Annotated in this window: 14 protein-coding genes and 1 riboswitch; of the genes, 6 read left to right on the top strand and 8 right to left on the bottom strand. The window is 46.2% G+C overall.

The genetic code is table 11. From position 1 onward, the window contains the following. Positions 1 to 2: 2 nt before the first annotated feature. Entirely contained in the window at positions 3 to 626 is a 624-nt protein-coding gene (locus AC5JL3_RS30920) for a Uma2 family endonuclease (protein ID WP_496078091.1), read from the top strand. Positions 627 to 702: 76 nt separating this feature from the next. Then, positions 703 to 1,323 carry a GDSL-type esterase/lipase family protein gene (locus AC5JL3_RS30915; RefSeq protein ID WP_496078090.1) on the top strand — a complete coding sequence of 207 codons (621 nt, stop codon included), beginning with the start codon at positions 703 to 705 and terminating at the stop codon, positions 1,321 to 1,323. Positions 1,324 to 1,396: 73 nt separating this feature from the next. Here AC5JL3_RS30915 and AC5JL3_RS30910 read toward each other — a convergent pair whose 3' ends face one another. The 3 genes from AC5JL3_RS30910 to AC5JL3_RS30900 form a co-directional block, all read right to left on the bottom strand. Continuing rightward, a complete protein-coding gene (locus AC5JL3_RS30910; RefSeq protein ID WP_496078089.1) occupies positions 1,397 to 3,661 on the bottom strand; it encodes a tetratricopeptide repeat protein in 2,265 nt (754 codons plus the stop codon). A gap of 64 nt (positions 3,662 to 3,725) precedes the next feature. Then, positions 3,726 to 4,112 carry a type II toxin-antitoxin system VapC family toxin gene (locus AC5JL3_RS30905; RefSeq protein WP_496078088.1) on the bottom strand — a complete coding sequence of 129 codons (387 nt, stop codon included), beginning with the start codon at positions 4,110 to 4,112 and terminating at the stop codon, positions 3,726 to 3,728. After that, entirely contained in the window at positions 4,099 to 4,344 is a 246-nt protein-coding gene (locus tag AC5JL3_RS30900; protein WP_496078087.1) for an AbrB/MazE/SpoVT family DNA-binding domain-containing protein, read from the bottom strand. Before AC5JL3_RS30900 ends, AC5JL3_RS30905 begins: the two co-directional genes overlap by 14 nt. Positions 4,345 to 4,508: 164 nt before the next feature. On the opposite strand from AC5JL3_RS30900, the gene AC5JL3_RS30895 reads away from it, so the two are divergent. Then, positions 4,509 to 4,796: a carboxylesterase family protein gene (locus AC5JL3_RS30895; protein WP_496078086.1), complete on the top strand. Its 288-nt coding sequence runs from the start codon at positions 4,509 to 4,511 to the stop codon at positions 4,794 to 4,796. A gap of 127 nt (positions 4,797 to 4,923) precedes the next feature. Here the strand turns inward: AC5JL3_RS30895 and AC5JL3_RS30890 are convergent, their stop codons facing one another. Then, entirely contained in the window at positions 4,924 to 5,271 is a 348-nt protein-coding gene (locus tag AC5JL3_RS30890) for a DUF4278 domain-containing protein (RefSeq protein WP_496078085.1), read from the bottom strand. 35 nt (positions 5,272 to 5,306) lie between these two features. Further along, a riboswitch (Glutamine riboswitch) is annotated at positions 5,307 to 5,395 on the bottom strand. Positions 5,396 to 5,686: 291 nt separating this feature from the next. On the opposite strand from AC5JL3_RS30890, the gene smpB reads away from it, so the two are divergent. Continuing rightward, positions 5,687 to 6,154 (top strand): SsrA-binding protein SmpB, encoded by a 468-nt coding sequence (smpB, locus tag AC5JL3_RS30885; protein WP_496078084.1) that lies wholly within the window; start codon positions 5,687 to 5,689, stop codon positions 6,152 to 6,154. Between the two features lie 116 nt (positions 6,155 to 6,270). Here smpB and AC5JL3_RS30880 read toward each other — a convergent pair whose 3' ends face one another. The 4 genes from AC5JL3_RS30880 to btpA all read right to left on the bottom strand — a co-directional run bounded on the left by AC5JL3_RS30880 (position 6,271) and on the right by btpA (position 12,635). Beyond that, on the bottom strand, positions 6,271 to 7,716 hold the full coding sequence (locus AC5JL3_RS30880) for an IctB family putative bicarbonate transporter (protein WP_496078083.1): 1,446 nt from the start codon (positions 7,714 to 7,716) through the stop codon (positions 6,271 to 6,273). Between the two features lie 263 nt (positions 7,717 to 7,979). After that, the gene (locus AC5JL3_RS30875; RefSeq protein ID WP_496078082.1) at positions 7,980 to 10,148 is read right to left on the bottom strand and encodes a CHASE2 domain-containing protein; all 2,169 of its coding nucleotides are present in this window, start codon (positions 10,146 to 10,148) and stop codon (positions 7,980 to 7,982) included. Between the two features lie 574 nt (positions 10,149 to 10,722). Beyond that, positions 10,723 to 11,718, bottom strand: a complete 996-nt coding sequence (locus AC5JL3_RS30870; protein WP_496078081.1) for a vitamin K epoxide reductase family protein — start codon at positions 11,716 to 11,718, stop codon at positions 10,723 to 10,725. Positions 11,719 to 11,786: 68 nt separating this feature from the next. Continuing rightward, positions 11,787 to 12,635 carry a photosystem I biogenesis protein BtpA gene (gene btpA / locus AC5JL3_RS30865; protein ID WP_192220116.1) on the bottom strand — a complete coding sequence of 283 codons (849 nt, stop codon included), beginning with the start codon at positions 12,633 to 12,635 and terminating at the stop codon, positions 11,787 to 11,789. 261 nt (positions 12,636 to 12,896) lie between these two features. Here btpA and rimO point away from each other — a divergent pair, with 261 nt between their 5' ends. Together rimO and AC5JL3_RS30855 are read left to right on the top strand one after the other, a co-directional pair. Beyond that, a complete protein-coding gene (rimO, locus tag AC5JL3_RS30860) occupies positions 12,897 to 14,237 on the top strand; it encodes a 30S ribosomal protein S12 methylthiotransferase RimO (protein WP_496078080.1) in 1,341 nt (446 codons plus the stop codon). A gap of 116 nt (positions 14,238 to 14,353) precedes the next feature. After that, positions 14,354 to 15,751 (top strand): DEAD/DEAH box helicase, encoded by a 1,398-nt coding sequence (locus tag AC5JL3_RS30855; protein WP_496078079.1) that lies wholly within the window; start codon positions 14,354 to 14,356, stop codon positions 15,749 to 15,751. Positions 15,752 to 15,861 lie beyond the last annotated feature (110 nt).

Below are 15,861 nucleotides of genomic sequence, written 5' to 3'. Positions count from 1 at the left end.
CCATGTACGCAACAGTTACAAAGCCATTAACCTTTGAAGAATTTCTAGTCTGGGATGACGGTTCAGGCAGGAACTTTGAGTTACTTGATGGGGTTCCCGTGCCATTATCTGAACCAAATGCAAATCACGAGGATTTGATAGAGCGACTTTGCACTTGCCTAGAAGCTCACTGCTTAGAGGCAAATCTACCATTAGTTTGCAGACAGTCTAAACAGGTTCGACTTAAGACAGAACCAGACGAAAAGGAAAAAAGCCGTAAAGCCGACATTGTGATTTTTGCCAAACAAGAATGGCAACGGATGAAAGGGAATTCTAGCTCTGCTGCGGCTTACGTTCCACCGCCAGGAGTCATTGAAGTAGTCAGTACAAATTGGAAAGATGACTATCTTACTAAACTCGCTGAATACGAAGATTTGGGAGTTTCAGAATACATAATCGTGGACTATGCCGCCTATGGGGGAATTCGTTTTATCGGGTCACCGAAGCAACCAACAATTACAATTTATCAATTGGAGAACGGTGAATATCTGCCCGGTAAGATTTTTAGAGGGCAAGATCGAATTGAGTCTCGGTTGTTTATCAACTTAACCCTCGAAGCCCAACAAATCTTTGCCATGAGCAGATGAGTTTAGGCTACTGAACTATGAAACATGAACGAAATCCAGACATCGTACTCTATTAAGTAGTGAAAGCCGCTATATTATGCGTATGTGCTTTGTTGGTGACTCTTTTGTGAATGGAACTTGTGACCCTGAGTATCTTGGTTGGACAGGGAGAATTTGCCGAGAAGCACACAAGCAAGGGCATGATATTACTTACTATAACCTTGGTATACGACGAAATACTAGTGCAGACGTCGCAGCACGTTGGTTTGAGGAAGTATCTCGCCGTTTGCCTGAAGAATGCAATGGTAGAATTGTCTTCTCTTTTGGTGTAAATGATACGACTCTTGAAAAAGGTAAAACTCGTATTGAATTACATCATTCCATAGAAAACTGCCGCAAAATTTTAACGACGGCTAAACAACTTTATCCGGTATTAATGATTAGTCCTTTACCGATTGGAGATGTTGAGCAAAACCGCAGAAGTGCTAACTTATCGGAACAGTTTGCCTTGGTTTGCAATCAGGTTAATGTACCTTACTTAAATGTTTTCAATCTTCTAAAATCATCAACTACTTGGATGAGCGAGGTAGCAGAAAATGATGGTGCTCATCCAGGAGCAGCAGGGTATTCAGAATTAGCAAAATATATCGAGAGTTGGTCTTCCTGGTTGTCTTGGTTTAACTATAGCGGTTCTCATATTTCCGGATCTGGAAAGTGATTTGCCTGAAAATACCTAGTTTCATGAACCTTAGCAAAAGCATTGTTGAATCATATCAACCAATCAAATTCTTTTAATCTTGAGGTTGTTCTGGTTCTTTTTCTTCTTCTGGTTTTTCCTGCGTTGATGCTAACCGACTTTGTGCTTGGTTTCGCGCATCGATCGCTTCTCTGTAGTCTTGCTGGTATTGAATGGCTTTGTTGTACGAGTCAATTGCTTCTGGATATCGTTGTAAATTGACTAAAGCGTTGCCGCGACTGTACCAAGCTTCGTAGTGATCGGGTTTAATTTCAACGGCTCTATTGTAAGAAGCGATCGCATCTGGGTAGCGCTTCAAGTTATAAAAAGCATTGCCCAGGTTATACCAAGTTTGCTGAGAATTCCGCCGTAATTTAAGTGCCTTATTGTAAGAAGTAATCGCTTCCTCGTAGCGATTCAGTTGATGTAATGACCAACCACGACTGTACCAAGCTTCGGCATCATTGGGATTAAATTTCACAGCTTGGTCAAACGACGCGATCGCTTTTTCATACTGCCCCACGTTAACTAGCGCACTGCCCCGACTGTACCAAGCCTGGTAGAAATTCGGCTGAAATTGAACAGCTTTATCATAAGACTCCACCGCTTCTGGATAACGTTCTAAAACAATCAACGCATTGCCTCGGCTATACCAAGATTGAGGAGAATCAGGCTTAAATTTAATCGCTTTGTCATAGGAGTCCACAGCTTCTTGATACTGTCGCAAACTATGTAGTGCTAAGCCACGTCTGTACCAAGCGGGAGAGTAGTCAGATTGGAGTTTAACGGCTTTATCAAAAGATGCGATCGCTTCTGAATATTGTTTTAACTTCATCTGTGCATTACCGCGACCATCCCAGGCTTCCAGATATTTTGGCTGGATTTTGAGGGCAGCGTCAAACGAGGCGATCGCTTCTTCGTATCGCTGCAAGGAATCAAGTGCTTTGCCTCGACTCACCCAAGCTTCTAAATAATTTGGCTGGATTTGAATCGCTTTATCGTAGGCATCAAGGGCATCTTTATACCGCTTCAAGGCTAAAAGTGTATCCCCTTGACCATTCCAAGCTTCTGCGTATTCGGGTCGAATTTCAACAGCACGATTGTATGCCTTAAGCGCATCATCGTAGCGCTTCAACTCCAAAAGAGTTTCCCCTCGGTTAGTTAAATCAGTGGCATTCGTAGAGTTTATTACGTTAACTGCCAATACGGTTGCGATCGCCCCCAGACCAATAACACTGATTGAGATTAAAACTTTACGCAGTAGAGGAACTGAGAGTTTTCGTTTTCCAGCAAGCGCTGAAGCAGGTGGTAAAGCAACAGTCTTATTAGGGGTGGTGTTCAAATCTTTGAGGGCGTTTAAAGCAGATGTTGCCGACTGATAACGCTGCCGAAAGTCATAGCACACCATCTTGTCTAACACTTGAGTAAACTCAGGGCTAACTGATGCTAAGTCATGCCAACTGATTTCACTCGTATCAGGGTTAGTAGGTAGTTGGTCAGGCGCTATGCCAGTCAGGGCTTGAATGCCAACCATTCCTACCGCATAGATATCACTGCTTAATCTAGGAGAAGCATTAGCTTGTTCGCTAGGGCAATAGCCAGGAGTGCCAATTGCGATCGTGAAGCTTGTCTTCCCGCCTTTGATAACCTGGGTAGTGACTTGTTTAACTGCCCCAAAATCGATTAAAACCAACTTGCCATCTTGCTTACGCCTGATCAAGTTTCGGGGATTGATATCACGGTGAATAACATTCTGCTGATGCACAAACTCTAGGATTTCCAGGATGTCCCGTAACAGGGAAATTACCTGCTTCTCACTCCAGCCACTCCCTTTAGTCCCGCCAGAGGAAGGTGAACCTCCCTTTGCCATCCCTTGGTAGGAGGGAGTGAGTTCTTGACTGAGGTCATGCCCTTCAATCAGTTCCTGTACCAGATAGAACTCTTGATTGTCTTCAAAGTAAGCAAAGAGTCGGGGGATTTGATCGTGACTTCCCAACTGGTACAAGACTTTTGCTTCTGTATCAAATAGACGCCTTGCCGTTTGCAAGGTTAATGGGTCAGTTGATTGAGGCTTTAGTTGCTTAACAACACACTGATGGTTGTCAGGAAGGTGCTGGTCTTGGGCAACAAAAGTCTTACCGAACCCACCTTGTCCCAGTTGGCTAATGATTTTGTAGCGTCCACCAAGTGTTTGTCCAATTCCCAAGTTCATGCGGTTTTCCCAAAGGGATGCTGTCTTCACCGTGACGATATACTCGATTTTTGCACACAAAACTGGCAGCACCCGGACACTAATACTGTAGCCACCAATAATTGTCAAAAGGTTGTAAACACAGTAATAACCACCAAACTGTCGCTGGATTTGCTGGATAATCGTTTTTATTTCAAAGGCAATGGAATCCTTGCTCTTGCCGCAACTTTCGATCGAAGGTTACAGTTTCAGTACAGCCTATCTGTCGAGCGATCGCTCCAATTAGATAGTCCGAAAAATCAGCTTGTCCCTTCTTGGTGCGTTGTAAGGCTTGGTAAACCACAGAACGGTCTTCAAATTCAAAGCCAGAACTTTGCACCATCATCTCTAAGGTTGTGATAATCTCATCTTTGCCAAATTGATAAGGTCGTCCTTTAAGAACCCAGACCACCTCACATAAAACAACACTGCTAATAAAACAAGGTTGATTTTCCTGAATCATTTGAGAAGCTCGTTCCCATTGATCAAGATCGTCTCTGGTGAGATAGCGAATTAGGACATTTGTATCAAGTCCAATCACGCGCACCCTCTGCGATCGCCGTGTCCATCTCCTCTAGGGTTGCAGTCTTCATACCAGGACGATGTAACACTCCAGACAAGGCTTCGAGCGGGACATTTAGTGGAACAACTTTGACATCACCGTTTTCATCAATAAGAAATTCGACTTTGCTACCCGTTTCTAGTTTCAGGTAATCTCGGATTTCTTTGGGAATGGTGACTTGTCCCTTAGTTGTGACTGTTGCAATGGACATAGTGGAATTCCTTACATAGCATCCTTACTCGATTGTAAGGTTGATTTGGGTAAAGCTGAAGCGATCATTCTGGTACTGGAACTGAAGATTTGCGATCGCGATCGTCACAGGAAACTAGGACATCAGGATAGTAAAATCGATTGAGAGCTTCAATTCGCACTTTCATGTCCGGGATTGGGGGGAGGCAATCATGGTTAGAACCTCAAAGATGGGGTGATACCTGTAATCTAAAAGATCTTCCAGTATGGTCACTTCACGGCGCACGCGATCGCATCGTTCCCATCAGTGCGTCACAAGAGATGGTCGAGGCACTGAAAGCTTGCGGCGGCAATGTGAAGTTTACGGTGTACCCAGAAGCCGACCACGACTCGTGGACACAGACCTACAATAATCCAGCACTATTCGACTGGTTTATGCAGCATCAACGGGATAGGTTAGCACGTTCAAGCTAAGAGGAGAAAAACGTTCATTAATATGCAACAGCATAAAAAAATACCCCCGCAGGGGCGTTTTCATCAATTAAACTATGTCGTTGCTTCTGGGATTAGATAGACTTTTACCCCAGCTTCGATTTCAGTACTAGCCGTTGTAAGTTGCCAACCCAATTTCCTCGGCAGAACGATGCAACATCGCTTGCTGACGATTTTGGTGCGTCCGTTGGTGATTCAGCATTAGTGAACGAGCTTTATCTTGAGTAGACAAAACAGGAGTCTTGGTTGGCTCAACAGTATTTGTCGTTGTATTGCCGCCAGTGTGATAAGAAACGCCACGGTACTTGAGGTTAACTGTGGGTTGCAGCACAGGTGGCTTTTTCAAATTGCGGAATCTCCAGTCCAAGCCCCGATATTTACCGCCAATTTGACCTTCAGTGGTTTCAACTTCGGAGGGGTTGTAGTCGTAGCTAACACCGCGATAAGAGAGTTTCATAGTATTCGCCTCGTTATGTAACGTAAGTTTGATGAGGCGCGTTCCTTCAGGATCTCTCCTTACTTCCGTCCCGCTGTCATTCCTGGTGACTTGCTTAACTACCGAATACAGTGAGATGAACGTTTTTTCTTTTCTGTATCTATTGTTACCGTTTTTAGGGTAAATGTCAAATTTGTTGTAAAACTTTACAATCCACCAACGAAGTCAGTAAACGTCGCTCTCAAGTACCGAAGAATTGTAACTGTCTTTTTCCCGTCGCCTGCTCATGGGGAACAAGAGGGGAGGGTACAGCAGATAAACTGATGAGTAGTGCCTCAAAAAGGTAAGGGTGTGACAGGTTGTAACACCCCAAGCGTCGCCCTGTGAAATGCTTCTATAATCACTAGTCCCTGAATCAGACGTAAAGATTGTTGATATGAGTGATAAAGATGATAGTTACAAAATTGTTAGTGATAATCGGCAAGCCCGTTTCCGATATGAAATTTTAGAGACTTATGAGGCGGGGATTGAGCTAAAGGGCACAGAGGTTAAGTCAATTCGGGAGGGCAGGGTAAACCTGCGAGATGGGTTTGCCTTGATTCGTGATGGTGAAGCATGGCTGCTGAATGTACATATCTCTCCGTATCAAAGCAGCAGCACTTATTTTAATCATGAACCCCTTCGCAACCGCCGACTACTGCTGCACCGAAAGGAAATCCGCAAGCTCATCGGTAAGGTGGAACAAGAGGGTTTAACGCTTGTGCCATTGAAGATGTACCTAAAACGAGGCTTCGTGAAAATCAGCCTAGGTTTGGGTAAAGGTAAGAAGCTTCATGACAAGCGCGAAACCCTCAAGGCGCGTCAGGATAAGCGAGATATGGCGCGGGCAATGAAGCGTGAGTAGCTGTCAGCTATAGCAAAGGCAGAAGGGATGCATATTGACGGGTCTTGGTTTCAGTATTTAGCGCAAGTCCTAATTTCCTGGGCGACTGCTATACCAGGTTGGGAACTTACTTACAGTCAATTCAACTCATTATCCGCCTGCGTTGCAGGAACATAGGAGTCAAACACCTGACCATTGTTCGCTGAAGGTTGAACGCTGTAATAACTAGCAATAATTGCGACCATTAACCACCAGAGAGTATTGATTTCGGGTCGGTACCAGACAGTATCCACAAAACCGTGGGATAGAATCCCAGTCATAGCAGCGATCGCACCAATCAGCCAAAAGCCATCCGGATTAGCCAGTGCCCGCATACGACGCAATTGCTGGACTCCCTGATTGAACGTCACAACAAGCAGCCACAGGAAACAGGCAAAGCCAATAAAGCCCGTTTCTACAAGCACCTCTAAGAAGATGGAATAGGCACTCAAGGCACTAAAGCGGGGACGCATATACTGGGGATAGACTTTGTTAAAGGCATTGTTACCAGGTCCAATACCGAGAATAGGGCGATCGCGAATCATCTCCACCACCGATGCCCAAACATTCATCCGGAAGTTATTACTACTATCTCCTCGACCAACAAATAGCCGCAAGACGCGAAGGCGTATCGACTCATCTAGCTGGATGGCTACGAGTAATAACCCAACCATACTCCCGAACACAATTGGCAATAACCAAGTGCGCCAGAAGGGAGGTAAATAATTGATCCACCAGTACCAGAGTAATATTATCAATGTGACAAAAAGAACCCCAAAGCCGATCCAGCCGCCCAAGCTACCCGTGCGAAACAAGCAGTAGGAATTGACCACCACCATTGTCAGTGCCAATGCCTTGGGAACCCAACCTCGCCAAGCAAACACCGCAACTATTGATAACGCGATCGCAGGCAACAAATAGGAGGCAAGTAAGTTGGGGTTTCCCAAGTAGCTATAAACTCGTGTCGATTTAGATAAGGGAGACTCTGGATCAACCCAGGTTGCCAGTGCCTTTGCCCCAAAAAATGACTGCCGTACCCCGTAAACACTGACTATTAGTGATACATGGAGGAATAGGGTAATAATCCCGGAACGGATGCGGGGCGTTCTCAACACCCGTGCCATCAGGGCAAATAGCAGTAGATAAAGCGTTAACTTCACCAACCCCGTAGCCGCTGCCATCTTCACCGGAGAAAGGGCAGTTGCCACTACCGCAATACTCCAGTACAGCAACGCCAGTAGATGAATTGGCGTTACCTTCAATGGCAACCCTTTAGGGTAGACTGTTTCATCCGATAAAGTCAGCAACACCCAAAACGCTGCTCCTGCAATCAATAGAACGCCGATCAAAGCATTGGGTACAAACGGAGCCAAAGCCAACACCAAAGCGACCAACAACGCCCCTATCGGCTCAGAGTACTGCATCAGCAAACTGTCCCGATGCCACGATTGCAGCAGTCCCACCAGCCGATACAAATAGCTAGCGCCTCGCCACTGATACAGATGTAAATTCGACAGAGTAAACTGTTGCCAAACTGAATTCATAAATTAAGAGTTGAGGTTAGGAATTAGCTTATTCCAAGTTGCGGTCAAACGTAGTAGACTTGCAAGAATGCATGATTCTTGAGAAAAGCAGTAAGGACAAGCGCTCATGGCGAGTGCGATAGCGAAGCGCTGCTGCGTTTGCGTTCGCCCTTGGCGTTGCCGCAGGCTAGCATTAGCGAGAGTTCGAGCGTCAGCGCAGATCGCAAAAAGAACACCTGATCTTACTACTCCTACTGAGCAAGACAACTGAACGCTAGCTTCATCTAAAGCGAATTAGAGAATTGATGTTGATTCCGACCTAGTTGCTTAGCACGATACATTGCCATATCGGCGTTCTTAATCAAGAGTTCTTCTCCCTGACCATCATGGGGAAAGATACTAATCCCAATACTGACAGTCACAAAAACATTGTGCCCTTCCAGTACAAAAACTTGAGACAAACTTTCTAAAATCTTTTCTGCAACAGTAGCAGCATAGTCTGCTTGAGGAATTCCCGGCACAATTACCGTAAACTCATCACCACCCAATCGTGAAACCACATCACTACTGCGTAAGCTACCAATAAGGCGCTGAGCAACTACTTTTAGCAACTGGTCACCAGTATCATGCCCTAGGGTATCATTAACCTGCTTAAAGCCATCTAAATCAAGGAACATCAGTGCTACTAGCTGGTTATTATTACTACGCGCCCAATCCAATGTTTGGCTCAAGCATTCGTAGAATCGTTTACGATTTCCAAGCCCTGTGAGAGCGTCATGATATGCCAGATAACGCAATCTATCTTCTGAAAGTTTGAGTTCAACATTAGAGCGAGTTAGTTCTGCGGCAGCTTGTCTCAACTCTTGTTCTGTTCGCTTACTCTTTGTAATATCTCGGATTACACCCACTAAAAACAGATTACCAGCCGCATCTTTATGGAGAGATTTCTTTGTAGAAATTAAATGAGTGGTTCCAAAAGAATCTGTAAATTCTGCTTCATTTTCTTGGGGTTCGCCTGTTTGGAAGACTAGTTCATCTTGATTCCAAAATATCTCTGCTTCGTGTTTAGGAAGAATGTCATAGTCTGACTTTTCCATTAATGTCTCAAGCGGATAGCCAATAAATTTACAATACGCTTGGTTCAAAATAATCCAGCGATGGTCTTTGTCTTTAACAAAAACAGGGTCAGGGATGTTGTTGATGACTGTCTGCAAAAATTCTTTAGAGCGTTTTAATTCTTCCTTGAGGTGGGCAAGATGGCTAGTAACAACAGCCGCCGACCCGACTAAGCCTAAGAGTGGAGGGACAAGCGGCACCCACCAACCCGCTAAAAACGCTAGATAACAGCCGCCTGCCAAAGTCGCACCTGCAAGAAGAAGACCAAAAGAGGCACGTCGAGGCGATCGCAATTTCCAGATCAGACTAGCACCTAAACTCGTCCACGCGAAAATCCACAACCATTCGACGGGAGTTCCCAAAACTCTGATCAAGGGACGTCCATCAAGTGTTGCACTCAGGATTTGACTGACAAAACTAGCGTGAACTTCAACACCAGAAATCGGCTGAACTTCCTTAATCAGACTACTGCTATAAGGCGTGTAGAAAAAATCTTGGAGACTTGGTGCTGTTGAACCAATCAGGATAATACGCGATCGCATCAAACTCGGTGGCACTCGGTCTGTCAAGACATCGACCATTGACACCGTGCGGAAACTACCAGGACGACGGAAATTAGCTAAAACTTGATACCCTCTAGCATTTGCCCGCACATAACCACCGTCATTAGACATAAATGGGCGAAACACACTCTGACCCAATTGCAAATAGTTAGGATTAATCTCCGCTGGTTGCGGAGTAATTCCTTGCGCCTTCAGATAAATTGAAGCCAACTGAAGGGCAAAACTTTTACGATCTTCGCCCTTTATATGCCAATAGAGCAAACTGCGACGCACCTTACCATCAGGGTCAACTACAACATTATTGAAACCAACCTGCTTACGTTGATTTGACACTGGCGGAGGTGGAACGCCGGGACTCATGCTGTCTTGGAACTTCTCAATCCCGATTAAATTGGGAATTGTTTTAAACGCTTTGATAAATTCCGCTCGACCCAGTTCAACTGGTAAATCACGATAGATATCCAGACCAATAGCGCGTGGCTGATAGCTATTTAATTTTTGCAGCAACTGAGCCATGACCTGATCAGGAATCGGCCATTGTCCTACCTGTTGTAGATCTGCCTCGTTAATCTCAACAATGACAATGCGATCATCAATCCGTTCTGGAGGACGCAGGTGAAATAGTTGGTCTAAGGCGGCAAACTCCGAGGCTTGTAGGATACTAGTCAAGCGGAGGACAATGACAGCAGCAGTGACCCCAGCAGAGGTTATCAATAACCTATGATCTTTCTGTGACCACTGCTTTAAGCGGTTCCATAAACTTGCTTTTAACATCTGCCTGATTACAGGACTATCCCAAGATTGCAGTTCAACAAATCATCCTACTCAGTTTGATTTGATATTCTTATATTTTCTCTTCAAGAACCTGATCATGTCAGCAGATAGCACAACTGGTCTTGATCACTCTGTTTAGAGGTGAAGATTGCTCTTTCGGTCTTAGCACGGTTTTTGCCAATGTCTCTGAAATAAAAGATCTCACTGAGGTGAGACAACGAATATAAGTTATGTTTCGTTGCCCTAGTAATTATTCAGGTAGAGAAATTCTCAAAAATTAGCTGAATAGTCAAATAGGGGCAAATCAAATAATTGTTCACCCCTATACTTTTTCAATCAATTGGTAACTCTTCTAATGACCCATGCTCGGATCACAACATCAACAATATCTTTCCTAGGCACCTCCTTGGTTTCCTCGCCTAGAAGATGGGCGTCGAGTATAGCTTTTTACGGTATGGCAGTAGCCACAAATGTTAGGTCATTAACGGGAGAAGAGCGTTCCCCAGCTAGAGCTGATTTGACCCAAAGCTGACCGCTGAAAGCTGACTGCTGATTGCTATACTTTGGGCTAAGGTTAACGGGTTGGCAGCGTGTACTTGAAGTTGCGTAGTCCTTGATAACCCGTCAAATCAGCAAGTTCTTCCAGAGTTTTGGTCCCAGAAGTCAATTCACCATTAATTTGCCAACTGGGAAAGCCTTTCACTCCAGCCTCTGCACAAACTTGTGGTTGCCCGTTTTTGCCATCAGCCGCGCATTCAATGGCATTAAGCTCACTGAGTGCCTCTTTCCCAAATAGCTGCTTCTGCTCATAGCAGTGCGGACACCAGTAGGCAAAAAATGCCTTAGCACCAACTTGTTTCAGATGACGCGCCAGAGCAATTTCAGCTTCACCAGAGGTCGTTGTAATTTCCCATCCGCCAATTTCGGGTCGGGGTGTTTCATTCAAAGCGGTAATCGGGATTGGAGTAGCCCCCTCCGCTGCCGTTGCTATCGGTTTACCAACGTTAGCGTAGACACCTAAGGCGCTAATCAACGTCACCATCCCAACAATAATACCGACGAAGAACAATTGACCAGCATCCTCCCAACTCCGACCAATAAAAGTCAGCACTAACATGCTGAGGGAGAATAAAGCCGAACCGATGCAGTACAGACATACAGTTTTGATCTGAAAGGCAAGCAGATACATTAGGTAGCCACTGAAAATAGTCATTGCTGTGGCACCAGCAAAAAGCAGCAGCCAAGTCCAATCCTCTAATTTTGAGCGGAGTTCTTTCTGTTGCTGTACGTTCACTGCCAGTGGAGCTAGGGCAAATGTTGCCATACTGGCGTATGCCAGGAAGCCAAACAATGCTAGAGGCAAACCGAAAACCGTGGCATAGGGACTAGAAAGAACATCATTGCAGCCGGAAGCACCCGATGCCGCCGCACTAGCGGTACAAGCGGCTGTGCCACCTGTGAGTTTAACGATTGTTAGATAAGCCGTTAATAGGGCACCTACGGCAGCGATCGCACCGATTAGCTGACGAGACCAGCGATGAATCCAGGGAGCAGAACGTCGGCGACTCATAATCAGTTGTTAGTGGTTAGTGGTTAGTTGTTGGTGGTTAGTTGTTCGTAGCTCATCGCTTAATTTACTTAAGAATGTAGCTTGAGTGAAGAAATGGGTTTCGGTTCGGCTTGATCAGAAACACTCCGTCGCACCGCTTCTACAAATTGACTGACGCGAATTGGGTCGATGGGTTGCTCGATTTTTCCACGTCGCTTTAGGGAACTCGATACAATTACCCCGTCTGCTGCCTGCATCAGGGTGGGAATGTTCTCCCAGCTTGCCCCACTACCAATGAATACTGGTGTTCCGTTAGCAGCGGCAGAGGCTAGCTCTAAGTCTTCTAAGCTAGGAGGGCTACCTGTCGCCCAGCCAGAGAGAATAACGCCATCGGCTAAGCCGCGTTCAATGGTTTCTTGCACCGCCGTAGTGAGATTAGGGGAGCCTAGGGGTCGTGCGTGCTTCACGAGAACATCGGCGAAAATTTTGACATCACTGCCGAGTTCCCGCCGATAGCGAAGTAACTGATGTGCCTGTCCCTCAATTAGCCCTTGGTCAGTTGCCATGATCCCCGTGAGGACATTGACGCGAATAAACTGGGCGTGGACGCAGGTTGCGATCGCTAAAGCACTTTGGGCATCATTGCGTAAAACATTGATCCCCACTGGCAGCGTTACTAAATTCATCAGTCGCTGGACAATCAACGTCATCGCACTGACAACCGCTGGATCGACCTGATTCTTCGTAAACGGTGCGTCAAAAAAATTCTCAACGATTACGCCATCGACTCCTCCAGAAGCCAATGCCGTTACTTCTTGCTCTGCCCGGTTGATCACTGCCTTCAGGCTCCCTCCCCAACGGGGAGATGTGGGGAGCGGCAGCAGATGAACCACGCCAATAATCGGATTCGGTGTCTTGAAAATTTGATGTAAGTTCACTTATCTACCTGAAAACACCGGCTACTTTGTGCCTACCTATAATGTTCTCCCCTAAGGGGTCAGGTTGGTCATGGCATAAATAGTCTAAGTCTGTTGGATCTCTCAATAAAATTTTATCTACAATAAAGACAGGGGTTTGTGAAAGGATAAGGAACATCCGGACTGGTGGAGTGTGGGTGAACCCAAAAGCTTAATAATATAAAATGCTTACTCTAGTTCTTAGAGCGCTCCCCACTCAATGAGTCGTCAACGAATAACCGCATGGGCAACAAGCCAACCATTGCCATCTCTCACTTGGGCTGCGAAAAAAATCGCATTGATACTGAACATATGTTGGGTCTGCTGGTACAGGCAGGCTATAATGTAGATACGAATGAAGAACTAGCTGACTACGTTATTGTAAACACTTGTAGTTTCATTGAAGCAGCTCGTACAGAATCTGTCCGTACACTAGTAGAACTAGCAGAAGCTGATAAAAAAATTGTCATCACTGGCTGCATGGCACAACACTTCCAGGAACAACTCTTGGATGAGTTGCCAGAAGCAGTTGCCGTGGTGGGAACCGGCGACTACAACAAAATCGTTGATGTACTTCAACGGGTAGAAACGGGTAAGCGTGTTAAGCAGATTTCGGCTAACCCAACTTACATAGCAGATGAGACAATGCCGCGCTACCGAACCACCTCGGAGGGCGTAGCTTATTTACGAGTAGCAGAAGGGTGTGATTATCGCTGTGCGTTCTGCATTATTCCCCATCTCCGGGGAAATCAGCGATCGCGGACAATTGAATCCATCGTCGCGGAAGCCGAACAATTGGCAGCCCAAGGCGTTCAGGAATTAATCTTAATTTCCCAAATTACTACTAACTATGGTTTAGACCTTTATGGCAAACCCAAGTTAGCAGAACTCTTACGAGCTTTAGGTAAAGTAGACATCCCCTGGATTCGGATGCACTACGCCTATCCGACTGGCTTAACCCCAGATGTTATTCAAGCGATTCAGGAAACACCCAATGTTCTTCCTTACCTGGATTTGCCCCTACAGCACTCCCATCCGGAAATCCTCCGCGCCATGAACCGCCCCTGGCAGGGGCATGTCAATGACGCGGTGATAGAGCGAATCAAAATAGCGCTCCCCGATGCGGTGCTACGCACAACCTTCATCGTTGGCTTTCCTGGCGAGACAGATCAGCATTTTGAACACCTGCTGCAATTTGTCCAACGCCATGAATTTGATCATGCTGGTGTTTTTACCTTTTCTCCAGAAGAAGGAACACCCGCTTACAGCTTGCCAAACCAACTGCCGCAAGACGTAATGGACGCTCGTCGAGATGGCCTTATGGCAGATCAACAGCCCATTTCACTGAAAAAAAATCAAGGTGACCTAGGCAAGGTTGTGGATGTCCTGATTGAGCAAGAAAATCCCTCAACAGGCGAATTGATTGGTCGATCTGCTCGGTTTGCCCCTGAAGTAGATGGATTGGTCTATGTACAAGGCGACGCTCCTTTAGGGACAATTGTGGGAGTGGAAATTACTGATGCCGACATCTATGACCTGTATGGTTCTGTAGTCCCTAACACAAAATTGTCAGTTGTCCGTTAAGCCTAGTTCCTTGTTTGTTGTCCGTAGTCTGTTGAATGTTCTCAACTGACAACTGACAGCTGAAAACAGATAACTGACCTCGAAAAAACTGAAAACTAACAACGAACAACTAAACTATGACCCTTTCCTTTCAAAGCCTGGGCCTGTCCGAAGCTGCCGTCATTCAACTGGAAACACTAGGCTTCACGACACCCACAACAATTCAAATCCAAGCGATTCCCCAACTACTCGCTGGACGTGATGTCGTTGGACAATCTCAAACTGGCACTGGGAAAACAGCCGCGTTTTCACTGCCGATGCTAGAGCGAATCGACACTGAAAACCGAGCAGTACAAGCTTTAATTTTGACCCCGACACGAGAATTGGCGTCTCAAGTCGCTGAGGCAATTCGCACTTTCAGCAGTAATCGCCGTCTATCAATCGTCACCGTCTGCGGTGGTCAATCAATGGAGCGCCAAGTCCGCAGCCTACAACGCGGCGCACAAATTGTTGTCGGTACACCTGGACGAGTGATTGATTTGCTTGATCGGCGTGACCTCAAGCTCGATAACGTTAGCTGGGTTGTACTCGATGAAGCAGATGAAATGCTGAGCATGGGCTTCATTGATGATGTCAAGAAAATCCTCAAGCAAGCACCTGTTGAGCGTCAGACCGCTTGTTTCTCGGCAACCATGCCACGTCCAATCCGAGAGTTGGTCAACAAGTTCCTGAAATCGCCAGCGACAGTGACCGTTGAGCAACCCAAAGCAACCCCATCACGGATTGAGCAGCGAGTTTACATCGTTCCCCGTGGCTGGACGAAGGCAAAAGCCCTCCAGCCGATTCTAGAACTGGAAGACCCGGAAGCCGCCTTGATTTTTGTGCGGACACGACGGGCAGCGGCTGAACTGACCAGTCAATTACAATCCGCTGGTCACAGTGTAGATGAGTACCACGGCGATTTGAGCCAATCTCAGCGAGAGCGCTTGTTGTCCCGCTTCCGGGCAGGTCAAGTCCGTTGGGTTGTGGCAACTGATATTGCGGCACGGGGCTTAGATGTTGATCATCTTACCCATGTGATTAATTACGACCTCCCCGATCAGGTGGAAAGCTACATTCACCGCATTGGTCGGACGGGACGTGCTGGAAAGACAGGAATCGCAATTTCTCTGATTAGTTCGTTTGAGCGGCGTAAGCTGAACTTGATTGAGCGAAAAGTGCGGCAAACGCTGAACGTGTCACCAATCCCAACGCGATCGCAAATTGAGTCACGGCGCTTAGAGAAACTGCAAGAACAGTTGCGTGAGGCACTATCCGGTGAACGCATGGCATCCTTCCTACCCGTAGTGCGGGATATGAGTGAGGAATACGATCCACATGCGATCGCTGCCGCCGCCCTGCAAATGGTCTACGACCAAACTCAGCCTGCTTGGATGGCCCCCGATTTCGAGCCACCCGTGGAACGACCCAAAATCATCAAGCGGCGGATCGACAAGCCCCAAACCTCTTCAGCGACACCGAACCACTCACGGTAAACTAAGAGTTGATTGCTGTTAGTTGTTAGTTGTTAGTGATGAAAAAACTACTTCTAACAACTAACAACTAACGACCAATAACCAATAACTAACCAATTGTGGCTTCAAGC

The sequence above is a fragment of the Symplocastrum torsivum genome (assembly GCF_059505465.1).
The sequence above is the reverse complement of the archived record's forward strand: the minus strand, read 5'-3'. Positions and strand labels throughout refer to the sequence as shown.

Coding starts and splice junctions, on each gene's coding strand:
- AC5JL3_RS30870 (WP_496078081.1), bottom strand. CDS start 11,718: ATGAGTCGCCGACGTTCTGCTCCCTGGATTCATCGCTGGTCTCGTCAG.
- smpB (WP_496078084.1), top strand. CDS start 5,687: ATGAGTGATAAAGATGATAGTTACAAAATTGTTAGTGATAATCGGCAA.
- AC5JL3_RS30890 (WP_496078085.1), bottom strand. CDS start 5,271: ATGAAACTCTCTTATCGCGGTGTTAGCTACGACTACAACCCCTCCGAA.
- rimO (WP_496078080.1), top strand. CDS start 12,897: ATGGGCAACAAGCCAACCATTGCCATCTCTCACTTGGGCTGCGAAAAA.
- AC5JL3_RS30900 (WP_496078087.1), bottom strand. CDS start 4,344: ATGTCCATTGCAACAGTCACAACTAAGGGACAAGTCACCATTCCCAAA.
- AC5JL3_RS30895 (WP_496078086.1), top strand. CDS start 4,509: ATGTCCGGGATTGGGGGGAGGCAATCATGGTTAGAACCTCAAAGATGG.
- AC5JL3_RS30920 (WP_496078091.1), top strand. CDS start 3: ATGTACGCAACAGTTACAAAGCCATTAACCTTTGAAGAATTTCTAGTC.
- AC5JL3_RS30915 (WP_496078090.1), top strand. CDS start 703: ATGCGTATGTGCTTTGTTGGTGACTCTTTTGTGAATGGAACTTGTGAC.
- AC5JL3_RS30855 (WP_496078079.1), top strand. CDS start 14,354: ATGACCCTTTCCTTTCAAAGCCTGGGCCTGTCCGAAGCTGCCGTCATT.
- AC5JL3_RS30875 (WP_496078082.1), bottom strand. CDS start 10,148: ATGTTAAAAGCAAGTTTATGGAACCGCTTAAAGCAGTGGTCACAGAAA.
- AC5JL3_RS30880 (WP_496078083.1), bottom strand. CDS start 7,716: ATGAATTCAGTTTGGCAACAGTTTACTCTGTCGAATTTACATCTGTAT.